Annotated in this window: 14 protein-coding genes and 1 pseudogene; 12 read left to right on the forward strand and 3 right to left on the reverse strand. The window is 70.8% G+C overall.

The genetic code is table 11. The features are described from left to right. Window positions 1-28: 28 nt before the first annotated feature. Window positions 29-1342, reverse strand: a complete 1314-nt coding sequence (locus RNL97_RS21325; RefSeq protein ID WP_030576272.1) for an alanine racemase — start codon at window positions 1340-1342, stop codon at window positions 29-31. 133 nt (window positions 1343-1475) lie between these two features. Between RNL97_RS21325 and RNL97_RS21330 the strand changes: the two genes are divergently transcribed. From RNL97_RS21330 to RNL97_RS21345, 4 genes are all read left to right on the forward strand, one after another. Next, window positions 1476-2576: a sugar kinase gene (locus RNL97_RS21330; RefSeq protein ID WP_313751077.1), complete on the forward strand. Its 1101-nt coding sequence runs from the start codon at window positions 1476-1478 to the stop codon at window positions 2574-2576. Next, window positions 2573-3331 carry an IclR family transcriptional regulator gene (locus tag RNL97_RS21335; RefSeq protein ID WP_030576277.1) on the forward strand — a complete coding sequence of 253 codons (759 nt, stop codon included), beginning with the start codon at window positions 2573-2575 and terminating at the stop codon, window positions 3329-3331. The genes RNL97_RS21330 and RNL97_RS21335 overlap by 4 nt, the downstream gene beginning before the upstream one ends. A gap of 6 nt (window positions 3332-3337) precedes the next feature. Continuing rightward, window positions 3338-3748, forward strand: coding sequence for a RidA family protein (locus RNL97_RS21340; RefSeq protein WP_030561417.1), 411 nt, complete (start codon window positions 3338-3340; stop codon window positions 3746-3748). 159 nt (window positions 3749-3907) lie between these two features. Beyond that, window positions 3908-5383, forward strand: a complete 1476-nt coding sequence (locus RNL97_RS21345; RefSeq protein ID WP_030576279.1) for a GntP family permease — start codon at window positions 3908-3910, stop codon at window positions 5381-5383. Between the two features lie 49 nt (window positions 5384-5432). Here the strand turns inward: RNL97_RS21345 and RNL97_RS21350 are convergent. Continuing rightward, window positions 5433-6173: pseudogene (locus RNL97_RS21350) on the reverse strand (class I SAM-dependent methyltransferase); the annotation flags it as partial. Window positions 6174-6371: 198 nt separating this feature from the next. On the opposite strand from RNL97_RS21350, the gene RNL97_RS21355 reads away from it, so the two are divergent. Beyond that, entirely contained in the window at window positions 6372-7673 is a 1302-nt protein-coding gene (locus RNL97_RS21355; RefSeq protein WP_243314951.1) for an Nramp family divalent metal transporter, read from the forward strand. Window positions 7674-7763: 90 nt separating this feature from the next. On the opposite strand, the gene RNL97_RS21360 is transcribed toward RNL97_RS21355, so the two are convergent. Continuing rightward, window positions 7764-9494 carry a chitinase gene (locus RNL97_RS21360; protein ID WP_078651928.1) on the reverse strand — a complete coding sequence of 577 codons (1731 nt, stop codon included), beginning with the start codon at window positions 9492-9494 and terminating at the stop codon, window positions 7764-7766. 574 nt (window positions 9495-10068) lie between these two features. On the opposite strand from RNL97_RS21360, the gene RNL97_RS21365 reads away from it, so the two are divergent. The 7 genes from RNL97_RS21365 to RNL97_RS21395 all read left to right on the forward strand — a co-directional run bounded on the left by RNL97_RS21365 (window position 10069) and on the right by RNL97_RS21395 (window position 16339). Continuing rightward, on the forward strand, window positions 10069-10935 hold the full coding sequence (locus RNL97_RS21365) for a hypothetical protein (RefSeq protein ID WP_243314954.1): 867 nt from the start codon (window positions 10069-10071) through the stop codon (window positions 10933-10935). A gap of 186 nt (window positions 10936-11121) precedes the next feature. Beyond that, window positions 11122-11829 (forward strand): Flp pilus assembly protein CpaB, encoded by a 708-nt coding sequence (gene cpaB, locus RNL97_RS21370; RefSeq protein ID WP_010071967.1) that lies wholly within the window; start codon window positions 11122-11124, stop codon window positions 11827-11829. A gap of 7 nt (window positions 11830-11836) precedes the next feature. Beyond that, the gene (locus tag RNL97_RS21375; RefSeq protein ID WP_030576287.1) at window positions 11837-13150 is read left to right on the forward strand and encodes an AAA family ATPase; all 1314 of its coding nucleotides are present in this window, start codon (window positions 11837-11839) and stop codon (window positions 13148-13150) included. Window positions 13151-13153: 3 nt separating this feature from the next. Further along, window positions 13154-13588, forward strand: coding sequence for a TadE family protein (locus RNL97_RS21380; protein ID WP_030576289.1), 435 nt, complete (start codon window positions 13154-13156; stop codon window positions 13586-13588). After that, on the forward strand, window positions 13582-13992 hold the full coding sequence (locus RNL97_RS21385) for a TadE/TadG family type IV pilus assembly protein (protein WP_030576291.1): 411 nt from the start codon (window positions 13582-13584) through the stop codon (window positions 13990-13992). Before RNL97_RS21380 ends, RNL97_RS21385 begins: the two co-directional genes overlap by 7 nt. A gap of 54 nt (window positions 13993-14046) precedes the next feature. After that, window positions 14047-15384, forward strand: coding sequence for a CpaF family protein (locus tag RNL97_RS21390; protein WP_030576293.1), 1338 nt, complete (start codon window positions 14047-14049; stop codon window positions 15382-15384). Window positions 15385-15394: 10 nt separating this feature from the next. Then, window positions 15395-16339, forward strand: a complete 945-nt coding sequence (locus tag RNL97_RS21395) for a type II secretion system F family protein (protein ID WP_243314956.1) — start codon at window positions 15395-15397, stop codon at window positions 16337-16339. Window positions 16340-16353 lie beyond the last annotated feature (14 nt).

The raw sequence follows: 16353 nt of genomic DNA on the forward strand, positions 1-16353 counted from the left end.
TCGGGGCGGGGGAGAGAGGGGCGGCTGCTCAGAAGAACGTGCGGATGTAGTCGGTGACCGTGCCGTCCGCCTCGACCAGCGGGATCAGCTGCCACTTGTCGAAGCTGGTGCAGGGGTGGGAGAGGCCCATGCCGACCCAGTCGCCCACCTCCAGCTCGGCCCCTGACTCCGTCCGCACCCAGGTGTGCTGGTCGGAGAGGCCGGTGACCGTGATCCCGGTGGCGGGCCGCACCGAGCCGTCCCGGCCGGAGCGGACCACCTGCGCCTCGGGCAGGTCGAGGTCGTACGCCGCGTCCCGCTTGCCCGCGTTCAGGAACGCCTGCTCGCCGGTCGGGCGGGAGACGACCTGCGCCCAGAGGCGGAAGGCGGGCTCAAGAGCCCCCTCCTCGGGGACGCGGTTGAAGGGGGTGAGGTGCTTGTAGTGGCCGTCGTCGTGCGAGACGTACGCACCGGAGCGCAGCAACTTCAGCACCGGCAGGCTCAGTCCGGGGATCTCGGCGAAGACGTCGGCGACCGCGTCGAACCAGGCGCTGCCGCCCGCGCTGATCACGATCTCCTCGGCGCCGGCGAACCGCTTCCCGCCGTCGAACGAGGCCGCCAGCGCGACGAGCCGCCGCAGCCATGCCCGTACCCGCTCGGGGTTCGCGTCCGGCACCTCGCCCTCGTATCCGGCGACGCCCACCAGGCGCAGCGACCCGGCCGCCGCCACCGCGTCGGCGACCGCGACGCAGTCGGCCTCCGTACGGGCCCCGGTGCGCGCGCCGTCGCCCGCGCCCAGCTCGACGACCACGTCGACCGGGCGGGTGGCGCCCGCCGCGCTCAGGGCCTCGTCCATCAGCTCGACGCCGCGCACGGAGTCGACGTAGCAGACGAAGCGGAACGACGGGTCGGCTGTCATCTCGCCGGCCAGCCAGCGCAGGGCGACCGCGTCGACCAGCTCGTTGGCGAGGAAGATCCGGCCGATCCCGTACGCCCGGTAGACCCGCGCCTGGTGCGGCACGGCGGCCGTGATGCCCCACGCGCCGCGCTCCAACTGGTCCACGAAGAGCTGCGGGGACATGGACGTCTTGCCGTGCGGGGCGAACGCGAGGCCGTGGCGCTCGGCGTACGTCTCCAGGAGGTCGAGGTTGTGGGCCACCGACTCGGCGGAGAGCGCGAGGACGGGGGTGGTGAAACCGCCGGTGAAGAGGTTGCGGCGCTCGGCGGCCAGCGCCCCGACGGTCAGCCCCTCCGCGTCCGGCGGCAGGGCCTTGAAGCGGTGGTCGACGCGCTCGTCGGCGAGGGAGGCCGTGAGGGAGGCCGCAGGGGACGCGGTGCGGTCGGCGGGGCTTTCGGCTGCCAAGGGGAGCTCCTCGAAGTTCGTTGCAACATATGCAACACCCATTGCGTATATCGCTCAACGCTGTCTAACATCCGAGCCGATGCCCGGTCAATGGTGACCACCGGCCCGCACGCCGATCAGCGAGGAGCCCTCAGTGTCCGGACCCGCAGCAGGGACGGCCGTCGCCGCCACGACCCCCGATGTCGTCTGTCTCGGTGAGTCCATGGTGACGTTCCTGCCCTCGCAGCCCGGCCGCCTCGCCGACGTGCCCTCCTTCGTGCGCGGGATCGGCGGGGCCGAGTCCAACGTGGCCTGCGCGCTCGCCGCCGCCGGGCACCGGGCGGCCTGGGTCGGCCGGGTCGGCGCCGACGGGTTCGGCGACCACCTCGTCGAGGCCATCGCGTCGTACGGGGTCGACACGTCGGCGGTCCGCCGCGATCCGGTCCGGCCGACCGGCATCTACTTCCGTACGGCCACGGACCGGGGGACCGACACCCACGAGGTCGCGTACTACCGGGCGGGGTCGGCGGCGTCCGCGATGTCGCCGGCGAACGTGCCGTACGAGGAACTGTTCGCGGGGCGCATCCTGCATCTGTCCGGGATCACCGCGGCGCTGTCCGGCGACTGCCTGGCGCTGCTGCGGGAGCTGACGGCTCCGCGCGCCGGGCGGCCGCTGGTGTCCTTCGATGTGAACCACCGGCCGCATCTGTGGCGCGGCGGCGACGCTTCCGTGCTGCTGGAGCTGGCCCGGCGCTCCGACCTGGTGTTCGTCGGGGAGGACGAGGCGGAGGAGGCGTGGGGGATCGTCGGCGCGGAGGCGGTCCGGGCGGCGCTGCCGGAGCCGGCCGTCGTGGTCGTGAAGCGGGGGAGTGCGGGCGCGACGGTGTTCGCCTCGCAGCCCGGCCCCGGCCCCGGACCCCGCTCCTCGGACGCCGGAGGAGCCGAAAACGCCGACACCGTCACCCACGTCCCCGCCCTCCGTGTCGACGTCGTCGCCGCGGTCGGCGCGGGAGACGCCTTCGCCGCCGGGTTCCTCTCCGCCACCCTGCGCGGGCTGCCCGTCCGCGACCGCGCCCGGCACGGGCACCTGATGGCCGCCGCCGTCCTCACCGTCCCCGGCGACCTCACCGAGCCGCCCGCCCGCGACCATGCCGACCGCCTCGTCGCCCTCGACGACGACGCCTGGGGGACACTTCGTCTCGGCCCCGGCTGGACCGCAGCCGACCGGGCCCCCGAGGAGGTACGCACACCATGAGCCAGACCGTCGACCGGGCGTTGAGCATCCTGCCGCTGCTCGCCCAGGGACCCGCCGACCTCGGGCAGGTCGCCGAGCGGCTCGGCGTCCACAAGTCCACGGCGCTGCGCCTGCTGCGTACGCTCCACGAGCACGGCCTCGTCTACCGCCAGGAGGACCAGCGCTACCGTCTCGGCGCCCGCCTCTTCGCCCTCGCGCAGGAGGCCGTCGAGAACCTCGACGTACGCGAGATCGCCCACCCCCACCTGGTCGCCCTGAACGACCGGTGCGGGCACACCGTCCACCTCGCCGTGTACGAGGAGCAGGAAGTCCTCTACATCGACAAGGTCGAGAGCCGCTACCCGGTCCGGATGTACTCCCGGATCGGGAAGCCCGTCGCGATCACCGTCGCGGCCGTCGCCAAGCTCCTGCTGGCCGACCTCGCCGAGCCCGAGCGGCGCGTGATCGCCGAGAAGCTCGACTACCCCATGTACACGTCCCGTTCGACGCCCGACGCGGCCGCCTTCCTCAAGGAGCTGGCCGTCGTCCGCGAACAGGGCTGGGCCACCGACCTCGGTGGCCACGAGGAGTCCATCAACTGCATCGGCGCCCCCGTCCGCGGCGCGGACGGGCGGGTCGTCGCGGCCATGTCGGTGTCCGCACCCAACGTGGTCGTCACGGCCGAGGAACTCCTCACCCTGCTCCCGCTGGTCCGGCGCACCGCCGAGACCATCAGCCGGGAGTACTCCGGCACCAACCGACCCAAGAAAGCCTGATCAGCCATGACCGAGAAGACCGCCCTCACCCCCTCCACCCACACCACGCCGCCCGCGAAGTTCTCGCACGGCGTGAGGAAGGGGAACATCCTCCAGGTCGCCGGCCAGGTCGGCTTCCTCCCCGCCGTGGAGGGCCAGGCCCCCACCCCGGCCGGCCCCACCCTGCGCGAGCAGACCCTCCAGACCTTCGCCAACGTCAAGGCGATCCTGGAGGAGGGCGGCGCGAGCTGGGACGACGTGATGATGATGCGCGTCTACCTCACCGACGTGGACCACTTCGCGGAGATGAACGAGATCTACAACGCCTACTTCGCCGAGCAGAACCTGAAGGAGGCGCCCTCGGCGCGGACGACCGTCTACGTGGGCCTGCCCAAGGGCCTGCTCATCGAGATCGACGCGCTCGCGGTGCTGAGCTGACGGCTCCCGCGCCCTCCAGGACCCTCCGGCTCCCTCCCTTCTGAGTTCTTTGCCCCCCACGCCGAACCACTCCCGCAGTACGCCGTACGGCACGGTGCCCCGCCCCCCGGGGGCGCCGTGCCGCGCTCCCCCCTGCCCTCCAGCACCACCGGAGTCCCCATGCTGCTCGCCGCAACCCCCTCGCCGGCCGAGGCCCCACCGCACACCGGTGGGCTGCTCCTCCTGATCGACGGCACCGCCGGTCTGCTGACCGTCGCCGCCCTCGGTATCGTCCTCCTGCTCTTCCTGATCATCAAGGTCAGGCTCCAGCCGTTCGTCGCCCTGCTCGCGGTCTCCATAGCCGTCGGCCTCGGCGCCGGGCTCTCGGTCACCGAACTCTTCGGCACCGTGCAGAAATCCGCCGCGGTTTCGGTCATCGAATCCGGCATGGGCGGCATCCTCGGCCACGTCGCGATCATCATCGGACTGGGCACCATGCTCGGCGCGATCCTCGAAGTCTCCGGCGGGGCCGAGGTGTTGAGCGCCCGGCTGCTGAACCTCTTCGGGGAGAAGCGCGCCCCGCTCGCCATGGGGATGACCGGCCTCGTCTTCGGTGTCCCGGTCTTCTTCGACGTCGGCATCTTCGTCCTCGCGCCGATCGTGTACGCCGCCGCCAAGCGCTCCGGCAAATCGATTCTGCTCTATGCCATGCCGCTGCTGGCGGGCCTGTCGATGACCCACGCGTTCCTGCCGCCGCACCCCGGCCCGGTGGCCGCCGCCGGACTCTTCAACGTGTCGCTGGGCTGGGTCATCCTGATGGGCGTCGTCGTCGGCATCCCGTCCGTCATCGCGGCGTGGGGCTACTCCGCCTGGATCGGCAAGCGGGTCTTCGTCGACGTACCGCAGGACATGGTGGAGGCCGCCGAGGAGGCCAAGGCAGCCGTCGTCGCCGAGCAGCGCGCCGCGGGCGTCACCCCGCACGAGAAGCCGGTCCCGCTCCTCACGGTCCTCGCGATCATCGGCACCCCGCTGATCCTGATCCTCGCCGCGACGTTCTCCTCGATCGCCCTGGACCCGTCCACGCCGCGCTCGGTGATCGAGTTCTTCGGCAACCCGTTCGTCGCCCTGACGATCGCCCTGTTCCTCGCCTACTACCTGCTGGGCATCCGGCGCGGCTGGTCCCGCAAGTCCCTGGAGTCCGTCTCCACGTCCTCGCTCAAGCCCGTCGGCAACATCCTGCTGGTGGTCGGCGCGGGCGGCATCTTCGGCGCGGTCCTCAAGGGCAGCGGCATCGCGGACGCGCTCGCCGACACCTTCAACGACGTCGGCCTGCCCGTCATCCTGCTCGCCTGGCTGATCTCGGTGGTCCTGCGCGTGGCCCAGGGCTCGGCCACCGTCGCGATCGTCACCACGGCCGGCATCGTGGTCCCCCTCGTCGAGGGCCAGGACCTCTCCCAGGCCCACCTCGCGCTGATCATCATGGCGATCTCGGCGGGCTCGATCTTCGCCTCGCACGTCAACGACGGCGGCTTCTGGATGGTGTCGAAGTACTTCGGCATCAGCGAGCGCGACACCCTGAAGTCCTGGACGGTCCTGGAGACGGTGCTCTCGGTCGCGGGCTTCGTGGTCGCGGCGCTGCTGAGTCTGGTCGTCTAGGGGTACGGGGGCGGGGCCGACCGGACTCCGCCCCCGCGGCACCCTGCCCTCAACTCCCCTTACGTGCGACGTAGTAGACGTTCAGGATGTCGCCCTCCACCTCGCGCACCTCCACCTCCCCGAAGCCGGCCTCCTCCAGCATGCGCAGCGCGGTCTGCCTGCCCCATACGGTTCCCAGGCCCGCCCCGCCCTCGCTCAGCGAGGTCGTCATGCAGTAGAAGACCGAGAAGGCGTAGAGCGTGGGGCCCAACGGGAGATCCAGGTTCTCCTCCAGTCGGCTGGAGGCCGCGATGTCCCCCATCAGGAACACCCCGCCGTCCCGCAGCACCCCGGCGACGGCCGCCAGGGCCTCTGCCGGGCGGGCCAGGTCGTGGATCACGTCGAAGGCGGTCACCAGGTCGTACCGGCCGGTCACCGCGGCCGCGTCCGCCAGCTCGAAGTGCGCGTTCCGCAGGCCCAGCCGCGCCGCCTCCTCCCGGGCCGCCGCGACACCCCCCTCCGACACATCCACCCCGGTGAACCGGCCGGCCGGGAACGCCCGCGCCAGCAGGTTCACCGCGTGCCCCTGCCCCGTACCGACATCGAGCACGTCCAGACCGGCGTCCGAGCCCAGCCGCTCCGGCAGGCCGGGCACCAGCGGGATGATCGTGTCGACCAGCGCCGCGTCGTACACCCGGGCCGTCTCCTCGGCCTGGAGCTCCTGGAACTTCGGGTACGAGGAGTACGGCACCCCGCCTCCGTCGCGAAACGCCGCGACCACCTCGTCCTCGACCAGCCCGATCAGCGCGAGGCCGCCTCATACGTTACGCCGCCCCGCGCGGCATGCCCTGCGCTCCGGCCGCCCCGTCCGGGCGGCCAGGACGGGGATGTCGCACCTGAGGTGGCTCGGGCTGACCGGGGCTGCCCGGGACCACCTCGCGGGGGCCTCTGCTCAGAATCCGTGCACGCCCCCTTGTGCCGTACAGCCGATTGCGCTTCCTTGATCGGCATGGCGGAGACAAGCGCAACCACAGAGACAGGGGAGCCGGCCTCCCGACCACGTAAGTCCAGCTGGAAGTACATCGGCCCCGGCATCGTCGTCGCGGCGACCGGCGTCGGGGCCGGCGACCTGGTCGCGACGCTGATCGCGGGCAGCAAGTTCGGCTACACCCTGATGTGGGCGGCGGTGATCGGCTGCGTCGTCAAGATCTCGCTCGCCGAGGCCGCCGGCCGGTGGCACCTGGCGACCGGGCGCACGCTTTTCGACGGCTGGCGCAGCCTGGGACCGTGGACCACGGTCTACTTCGCGGTCTACGTCGTGGTCTGGGGCTTCATCTACGGGGCGACGGCCATGTCCTCCAGCGCCCTGCCCATCGTGGCGCTGTTCCCGGACGGGCCGGGGCTGAAGTTCTGGGCGATCGTGACCGGGCTGATCGGGCTGGTCTTCGTCTGGTTCAACCGGTACGCCGTCTTCGAGAAGGTCATGACGGTCCTGATCGGCATCATGTTCGTGGTGGTCATGTACGTGGCGATCCGGGTGGTCCCGGACGTCGGGGCCTCCTTCGCCGGACTGCTGCCCGTGCTCCCGGACGGCTCGCTCCTCTACACCCTGGGGCTGATCGGCGGCGTCGGCGGCACGATCACCATGGCCGCCTACGGGTACTGGGTCAACGCCAAGGGCTGGAGCGACTCCTCCTGGATGAAGGTGATGCGCCTCGACAACCGGGTCGCCTACATCACCACCGGGCTCTTCGTCGTGGCGATGCTCATCGTCGGCGCCGAGCTGCTGCACGCCTCGCAGACCGCCCTCACCTCCGGCGACCGCGGGCTGGTCGACCTGGGCGGGGTGCTGGAGGACCGCTTCGGCGCGGGCACCGCCAAGCTCTTCCTGGTCGGCTTCTTCGCCACGTCGTTCTCGTCGCTGATCGGCGTCTGGCACGGGGTGAGCCTGATGTTCGCCGACTTCGTGGAGCGGTTCCGCGCGTCGGCGGCCGCGGGCGAGGACAACGCCGGTCCCGCCGTCGCCGACCGCCAGCAGCGCTCGCTGCCCTTCCGCGCCTACCTCCTCTGGCTGACCTTCCCGCCGATGACGCTGCTCTGGCTGGACGAGCCCTTCGGCCTGGTCATCGCGTACGGGGTGCTCGGCGCGTTCTTCATGCCGTTCCTGGCCCTGACCCTGATCTGGCTGCTCAACTCCTCCCGTACGCCGGGTGAATGGCGCAACGGCTGGATCAGCAACGGGATGCTCGCCCTCTCCGGGCTGCTGTTCGTCGTGCTGTGCGTGCAGCAGGTGCGCGACCTGCCCTGGTGACGGGCGGGGGCCGACGTACCGGCGTAACGCCGCAGCGCCGCCGGGGGAGCGGCGGCGCTGCGGGTTCCGAGGATCGCTGAGCGCTACGGGTTACGGCAGGCTGCGGACGTGCGGGCCGACCGCCTTCGACCAGGCGAACCCGGCCGTCGCGTCCCAGTTCGTCGACCAGGTCATCGCTCCGCGCAGCGACGGGTAGGTCTTCGACGGCTTGAACGAGCCGCAGTTGGTGCCCTTGGTCAGGCAGTCCAGCGCCGCGTTGACGGTCGACGGGCTGACGTAGCCGCTGCCCGCGCCCCGGGTGGAGGCGGGGACGCCGATGCCGACCTGCGACGGGGCGAGGCCGCCCTCCAGCTGGATGCAGGCGAGCGCGGTGAGGAAGTCCACCGAACCCTGCGAGTAGACCTTGCCGTCACAGCCGAGCATCGAACCGCTGTTGTAGTACTGCATGTTGACGACGGTCAGGATGTCCTTGATGTTGAGCGCCGTCTTGAAGTACTCGCCCGAGGTCGACTGCATGTCGATCGTCTGCGGAGCCATCGTGATGACCAGTCCGCTGCCCGCCTTGGCCGACAGCTGGCGCAGCGCCTTCGTCATGTAGGTGGCGTTGAGGCCGTTCTCCAGGTCGATGTCGACCCCGTTGAAGCCGTAGTCCTGCATCAGCGCGTACACCGAGTCGGCGAACGCGGTGGCGGAGGCGTCGTTGTCGACCCGGACCGTGCCCAGCTCGCCGCCGATCGAGATGATGACGTTCTTGCCCTGGGCCTGCTTGGTCTTGATGTCGGCCCGGAACTGGGCGTCGGTGTAGCCGTTCAGCCCGGCCGTGTCCAGGTTGAAGGTGACCTGGCCCTGGGTCGGCGTGGCGTCCGCGAAGGAGACCGCGATGATGTCGTAGTCGGCCGGGACGTCGGTGAGCCTCTGGACGGCCGCGCCGTTGTTGAAGTTCTGCCAGTAGCCGGTGACCGCGTGCTTGGGCACGGCGGGGCCGGGGCCGGGGCCCGTGCCCTCCTTCGCCGTACGGGCGCTGATGGCCGCCGACTTGACCGACTCGCCGGCCGCGTTGGTGGCGCTCACCGAGAACTGGTAGGCGGTGTCCGCGGCCAGGCCCGCGACGGTCGCCGAGGTCCCGGTGGAGGTGGTCGCCTGCACGCCGTTCCGGTACACCTTGTAGCCCGTGGCGCCGGAGACCGCGTTCCAGGACAGGGCGACGGAGGACGTGGTCGTGGCGCCCGCCGTGAGGCCGGCCGGGGCCGCCGGGATGACCGGTCCGGGCTCCTCGCCGCCCCCGCCGTCGGGCCCCGTCACCTCGACGTCGTCGGCGAAGTAGGCGGCCTGCCCGTACCAGCCGTGGGTGTAGACGGTCACCGACGTGGTGTTCGCGCCGGTGGTGAAGCTGGTGGACAGCCTGGTCCAGGAGGAGGAGCCCGGCGTCCAGGTGGAGACGTCCGTGGTCCCCGTGCCGCTCACGCCGAGGTAGGCGTAACCGCCCTGCACCCAGGAGCCGAGCGCGTACGTCGAGTTGGGCTTCACCTTGACCGACTGGGAGCACTTGGCGTTGTCCTGGCCGGCCGGGGTGGCCTTCAGCGCGGACGTCCCGCTGCGCACGGGGGAGGAGACGGCGGCGCCACTGCCCCCGGAACAGGTCCAGTTGGCGAGGCCCGACTCGAAGCCCGCGTTCTTGGCGTTGTTGACGTCGGCGGCCTGGGCGGTGCCGACGAGCCCGGTGACGGTCAGGGCGGCGGCCGTGGCGACGGCCAGGGCGCCACCGAGTACGGGCCGGGAGCGGCGGCGTCTTCTGCGACTGCGGCCTGGTGAGCGTTCCACTGGTGCCTCCGGGGGGAGTTGGGGGGTGCCGGGGATGGGCGGTGCGGTGCAGTGCGCATAAACTGGTCCAGACCAATCAAGTTGTCAAGACCTCTGGCAGTGAAAGGCCGTCCGCGGAGGCGGGCGCGAGGGGGCGCGGCCACCCCCGTACGGGGGTGCCGGGCGGTGGATTCCCGGTCCGGGAGCGGCACCGCGACCGCACTCCGCCCCCCGCACGAGTGATCTTGCGGGAGATCTCCGGGCGGTCACGGAAGCGCCCTTACGAAAAGGGGGGCCTCGTCCCGCAATCCAGGATGACGTGCGCGAATGGATGCACGATCGAGAAGCGGATGCGGGTTTCGGTAACGCTCCGCAGTGGCGGTCGAGTTGAGCGAAATCGATTTCATCCCGTTTAGCACCCGGCCCCCGTTGGAACGGTGTTCGCATGGTGCCGTACTGGTCTCCGATAACTGTTCTCTGCCTGGTGAGACGTGGCTAAAGTGCTGGGTCAGGAGCACGGAGCAGGAGCGATTGCGGTCGGCGTCCCCACGTCGACCGGAGCCGAAACGGGGAGAGCGTGCCGACCGCGATAGCAGTGACGAGCGCAGACCTGGTGCTGCCGCCCACCGACCAGCAGACACCGACCGCCGCTCTGCTCCAGGCCCCCGAGGCCCAGGTGCTGGAGCTGGCGATCGGCGACATGCACCTGCTGCTGGAACAGCACGGGTATGTGATCGCCCTCTACCCCTCGGGCATCCGGCCCGAGCACGAACGCCGCCTCCACTCCATCCGCTCGGTGCTGGAGAGCGACCGGATCGCCCTGGTCAAGGTGGACCTGCCGCCCCTCGGCGTCGCCGTACTGGTCCGCCAGCTGAGGCAGTTGTCCATCTGCGACTTCAGCCCCGGGGTGGTCGCCTCCGCCGCCCGGCTGCTGTCGCACTACATCTACGCGGGCGCCCTCCTCAACTCCGTCGCCCGCCTCGACCGGGTCCCGGTCAGCCTCAAGAGCCACGCCAAGTCCTGGGTCCCCGGGTCCCAGTTCGCCGTGCTCGCCGGCCCCGAGCCGCAGCTGGTGAAAGTGGGTCCGACCGCCGAGCCGCTGGCGGGCCCGGATTTCGGTACGCATCTTCTGGTGGCCAAAGGGAATCTGCAGTCGGAGTGGGTACAGGAGACCCTTGCGCCCGCCTGGAAGGTCCAGGCCATTCACGACACCACGGTCCCGGCCGACTCGCCGCGCTGGTGGGGTACGGGAAAGCTGGTGGAGTTCGCCGCCCACCTCCCGGACCTCTCCGTGCTCTACCAGCTGGTTTCCTCCGTGCGCCGGGAAAAGTGTCACTGGTGCGCCATGGAACTCATCGGGGACCGCTGCGCATTCTGTTCCGCGCCTCTCCCGGTTTCGGAGAACCGCGCGCTGCCCACCGGTGTCCAACACGATGGGGCCGACGAATCGCCGGGCCCCTGACGCGACCGTTCCCCGCCCACCGTCCCCGCCTCACCGTCCCCGCCCCGCCGCCTCCTCCCGGCCGGGGTGGACGCAGCCGTAGATGTAAGCGCGTAACCGCTCCACCGCACACGCCCGTTCCGCAGCACCGCTCACTCTGTCCGCTGTCCGCCCCACGCATCCGATTCGAACGAGGTTGTCCGGACCATGAACTCCCGCCAGCGCCGCGGCGTGATACTCCTGCTCCTGTCGGTCCTGTGCGCCTTCGCGGCCTTCGCCGGCGTGCTCTCGGTGATCAGCGACGTCAACTCGAAGGTCGGACCCGAGGTGACGGCGTACCAGCTGAAGACCAACGTGGCGCCGTACACCGCCCTGAACAGCGGCCAGTTCGAGAAGATCAAGATGCCCAAACGGTGGCTCTCGGAGAACGCCGTGACCGACCTGCGGGAGGTCGAGTCGAAGATCGCGGTGACCGAGCTGCGCCAAGGCTCACTGCTCCAGTCGGACATGATGGTCCGCAAGCCCGAACTCCGCGCCGGTGAGCAGGAGATCGCCATCATGATCGACGCCTCGACGGGCGTGGCGGGCAAGATCACACCGGGCGCCACGGTGAACATCTACGCCACCTTCGCCGGTGAGCAGCAGGGCGACCCGGCCCAGTCCAAGGTCATCGTCTCCAACGCCAAGGTGCTGGACGTCGGCGAGCTCACCGCCCTCGACCCGAGCGCGGACGACCGGGGCACCCGGGCCACCGAGGCCGTGCCGATCACCTTCGCCCTGAACACGCTGGACACCCAGCGTGTCGCCTACGCCGAGTCGTTCGCGGAGCACGTGCGCCTGGCGCTCGTCGCCCCCGGCAGCGACGGCACCATCCGCCCGGGGGACCGCACCTACACGCTCGACAAGGACAAGTGAGGATGGGATGACCACCAGAATCCTCCCGGCCGTCGGCGACATCGACGCGGCCCGCTCCGTCACCACTCTGCTCAGTCAGCTGCCCGACGCCGAACCGGCGACCCCGGTCGGCGACTCCACCCAGCTCATCGACACCCTGGCCCGCCTGGCGGGCGAGGCGCTCGACGAACTGCCCGAGGTGGTGCTGGTCCACGAGCGGATCGGCCCGGTGCCGGCCCTGGAGCTGATCCGGGAGGTGTCGCTGCGGTTCCCCTCCGTCGGCGTCGTCCTGATCACCGCGGACGCCAGCCCGAACCTCTTCGCCAATGCGATGGACTCCGGCGCCCGCGGCCTGGTCACCCTCCCGCTGAGCTACGAGGAACTCGCCAACCGCGTCCAGGCGGCCGCCCAGTGGTCCGCCGGGGTGCGCCGCCACCTCACCGCCGGCAAGGACGTCTTCGCCGGCCCCGGCGGCACGGTGGTCACGGTCACCGGCGCCAAGGGCGGTGTCGGCGCGACCGTCACCGCCATCCAACTCGCCCTGGCAGCCCAGGCTTCCGGCAACACGGTGGCGCTGGTGGACATGGACCTCCAGACCGGGGACATCGCCTCGTTCCTCGACGTCCAGTTCCGCCGCTCGCTGGTCGACCTCGCCCTGATCACCGACATATCGCCCCGGGTGCTGTCCGACGCGGTGTTCTCCCACTCCACCGGCCTCGCCCTGCTCCTCGCGCCCGGCGAGGGCGAACGCGGCGAGGAGGTCAGCGACCGGTCGGCCCGCCAGATCGTCAGCGCCCTGCGCACCCGCTACGAGATCGTCGTCATCGACTGCGGGGGCCAGATGAACGGCGCCAACGCGGCCGCCGTCGAGATGGCGGACGTCGCCCTGCTGGTCACCACCCCCGACGTGGTCGCGGTGCGGGGCGCGAAACGCGTCGTACGGATGTGGGAACGTCTCCAGATCCGCAAGGCGGAGGAGACGATCACCCTCGTCAACCGCTTCACCCGCAACACCGAGATCCAGCCGCCGCTGATCCAGAAGATCACCGGCACCCGGGTCGCCTCGGCGGCGGTCCCCGCGAACTTCAAGGAGCTCCAGGCGTCCATCGACTCCGGACGCCTGCACGAACTGGACGCCAAGAGCACGGTCAAACAGGCGCTCTGGGGCCTGGCCGGAGAACTGGGCATCGTGAAGGAGAGCGCGACAGGCAAGAAGAGCGGCGGTGCCCTGGTCAAACGGAACAGCGGCGCCTTCAAGAACGACCGGGGCTCGATCGGACGCCCGCGCCGCCGGCGCGACGGCTCCGGCCGCGGCCCCGGAGACTCCGAGGGGACGCGTTGAGCGATGACCACCACGAGAACAGCTCGCAGCGGCATACGGGGGCGGATCGCCGCTCTACGTGACCGCCGGGGCCGGGACCGCGGCCAGACGGCCGTCGAGTTCCTGGGCATGACCCCCTTCATCATCCTGATCATGCTGGTGCTCTGGGAGTGCGCCCTCATCGGCTACACGTTCAGCCTCGCGGGCAACGCGGCGGACGTGGGCGCGCGCAAGGGCAGCGGGGCGGAGTTCGCGCCCGGGGCGGCGTGCCGGGAGGGCGCGAGGAAGGACCTGCCCGACGCCTGGGCGGAGAGCGCCGTCGTCACCTGCCGCGGAGGCGGCCGCCTGTACGAGGCCACGGTGAAGCTGAAGGTCCCGGTGCTGGTGCCGGGCCTGTTCGACCTCGACACCGAGATCAAGGGCACGGCCGGATCGCCGATGGAGAAGCAGTCATGGTGACGACACATCCGCACGGCAAGCGCACCCGTCCCGCACGCGCGGAGGCCGACCGGGGCCAGGTCGCCATGGAGTACCTCGGCTTCCTCCCCCTGCTGCTCCTCGTCGCGGTGGCGGCCATCCAGCTCGGCCTCGCCGCGTACGCCGCCGGCCAGGCGGGCACGGCCGCCCGGGCCGGAGCCCGTACGGAAGCCAGCGTGGACGCCCGGGGCAGCGGCGAGAGAAACGCCCGCGACGCGGTGAGCGACTGGGTGGAGGACGGCGGATTCGACTACCGCAGGACCGGCGGCCGGGACATCACGGTCACGGTCGAGGTGAAGGTGCCCTCCATCGTGCCGGGACTGGACGACTGGACGGCCAAGCGGAGCTCGACGATGCCCAACGAGCACGTCGCCTTCGGCTTCTGACCCCCGCCCGCCCGAGATTCCGACCCCGACGACCCGACGAGGAGAGTTACGCACATGAGCCTGCGGGCACGCATGACCGCTCCGGAGGAGCAGGGCGGGGCACGGGAGGACGGCCACATGGTGGCCACCTACCGGGCCAAGCTGCTGGAGGAGATCGACCTCGCGGAGATGTCCTCGCTGGCCGCCGCCGACCGGCGGGCCCGGCTGGAACGCGTCCTCGGCCACATCATCAGCCGCGAGGGCCCGGTCCTCTCCACCGTCGAGCGCTCGCAGCTCATCCGCCGCGTCGTCGACGAGGCGCTCGGCCTCGGCATCCTGGAACCGCTCCTGGAGGACGCCTCCATCACCGAGATCATGGTCAACGGCCCCGACCAGATCTTCGTCGAACGCAACGGCAAGGTCGAACAGCTCCCGATGCGCTTCGGCTCCCACGAGCAGCTGATGCAGACCATCGAGCGGATCGTGTCGACCGTCAACCGCCGTGTCGACGAGTCCAACCCGATGGTCGACGCCCGCCTCCCCAGCGGCGAACGCGTCAACGTGATCATCCCGCCGCTGTCGCTGACCGGCGCGACGCTCACCATCCGCCGCTTCCCGCGCTCCTTCACGCTCCAGGAGATGATCGGCTTCGGCTCACTGGACGAACAGATGCTGGTGCTGCTCGCCGGGCTCGTCCAGGCCAAGCTCAACATCATCGTCTCGGGGGCGACCGGCACCGGCAAGACGACCCTCCTCAACGCGCTCTCCGGGCTGATCCCGAACGCCGAGCGCATCGTCACCATCGAGGACTCCGCCGAACTGCAGCTCCAGCAGAGCCATGTGATCCGGCTGGAGTCCCGCCCGGCCAACGTCGAGGGCAAGGGCCAGATCACCATCCGCGACCTGGTCCGCAACTCGCTGCGTATGCGTCCCGACCGGATCGTCGTCGGTGAGGTCCGAGGCGGCGAGTCGCTCGACATGCTCCAGGCGATGTCCACGGGGCACGACGGCTCGCTGGCCACCGTCCACGCCAACAGCGCCGAGGACGCGCTGATGAGGCTCCAGACCCTCGCCTCGATGTCGGAGGTCGAGATCCCCTTCGAGGCGCTGCACGACCAGATCAACAGCGCCGTCGACGTGATCGTCCAGCTCACCCGGCACGCCGACGGCGCCAGGAAGATCACCGAGATCGCGGTCCTGGACAGCCACGGCCGCGATCCGTACCGCATCGTCACGGTCGCCCGCTTCGACGCTCAGCCGATGTCGGCGGACGGCCGCATCCACGGCGTGTTCCAGTACCTCCCGCTGCCCCGGAGGCTCGCCGAGCGCCTCTACCTGGCCAGCCAGCCCATCCCGCAGGCGTTCGGCGTCGCCCAGTCCGCCGAACAGCTCGCCACCCGAGAGGCGAACTAGGTACCGAGCCATGGACAACGTCAACCTCCCCCTGATCACCGTCGGCGTCACGCTGCTGTGCTGCGTCCTCGGCGTGATGGGCCTGTACGCCTACTCCGGCGGCAAGGCCGACCGCGACGCCCTCGTCGAACGGCTCTCGCACGTCGGGCAGATCCCCGAGGCGGGGCGCGTCCGCCGCTTCAAGGGGCTCGACCGCAGGCTGCGCGCCACCGTGCTCGGACGGAAGCTGGAGCTGAAGCTCGCCGCGACCGGCCTGGACATCACGCCCGGCGAGTTCCTCGTCTACGCGGTCATCGCGATGGCGGGGCTCTGGATGATCGCCTCCTCCCTGCTCGCCGCGTTCTTCGGCCCGGTCGCCGCACTGATCGGTCTCTGGGGCACCAACGCGTTCCTCAACTGGCAGCGGGTCAAGCGCACCGAGCGCTTCATCAACCAGCTCCCCGAGCTCTCCCGCATCCTCGCCAACGCCACCCAGGCGGGCCTGGCCCTGCGCACCTCGCTGTCCATGGCCGCCGAGGAGCTGGAGAACCCGGCCGGCGAGGAACTGGCGCGGGTGGCACGGCGGCTGGCCGTCGGCGAGCCGCTGGAGGACGCGCTGAGCGAGCTGACCGACCGCCTCCCCTCCCGCGAACTCGTGGTCCTGGTGACGACGCTGGTCCTCTCCAACCGGGCGGGCGGTACGGTCGTCAGCTCGCTGCGCAACCTCACCGAGACCTTGGAGGAGCGCAAGGAGACCCGCCGTGAGGTCAAGACCCAGCTCTCCCAGGTCACCGTCACCGCCTACGCCGTCCCCATCTTCGGCATCGGCGCGATGCTCCTGATGAACGCGGTCATGCCCGGTGCGCTGGACCGGATGACGGGGGCCTTCATCGGCCAGGCGGCGGTGGTCGTGGCCATCGTCCTGTACGCGATCGGGTTCGTCGTGATCCGCCGCCTGTCCCGCATCGACGTCTGACGAGCTGAGGGGAA

Source organism: Streptomyces parvus, assembly GCF_032121415.1.
Lineage (GTDB): Bacteria > Actinomycetota > Actinomycetes > Streptomycetales > Streptomycetaceae > Streptomyces > Streptomyces globisporus_A.